Origin of the sequence: Fulvivirga lutimaris (genome assembly GCF_009711525.1) — a bacterium.
GTDB classification, from domain to species: Bacteria; Bacteroidota; Bacteroidia; order Cytophagales; family Cyclobacteriaceae; genus Fulvivirga; species Fulvivirga lutimaris.
In genome coordinates this window covers 1-313 of the sequence record NZ_SMLV01000382.1, presented here as the reverse complement: position 1 = coordinate 313, position 313 = coordinate 1, and the positions used below count along the sequence as shown (strand labels likewise).

At 38.3% G+C, this 313-nt stretch carries 1 pseudogene; it reads left to right on the top strand.

Annotated features, from left to right (window positions below):
• A pseudogene (locus E1140_RS21680) lies at positions 1-313 on the top strand (gliding motility-associated C-terminal domain-containing protein); the annotation flags it as partial.

The following is a 313-nucleotide window of genomic DNA, read 5'->3' as shown; positions in this document are numbered from 1 at the left end:
TAAAATTGACCCTATAACCGGAGAGATAGAATGGAATGCTCCAGGTAAAATAGGCGAGTACAACATTGCTTTCATTGTTAAAGAATATCGCTTTAAAAATGGCGAATGGATTCAACTTGGTTTTGTAACCAGAGATATGCAGATTATAGTGGAAGACTGCGATAATGAAAGACCTGAGCTTATTATCCCTGAAGACATTTGTGTTGAAGCTGGGGAAGTATTGAATGAAACTATTTTCGGCATAGACCCAGATGGAGATGATGTAAAAATCGAGGCCTTTTCACAGATATTGGAAGATCAGGGAGCAATAGTC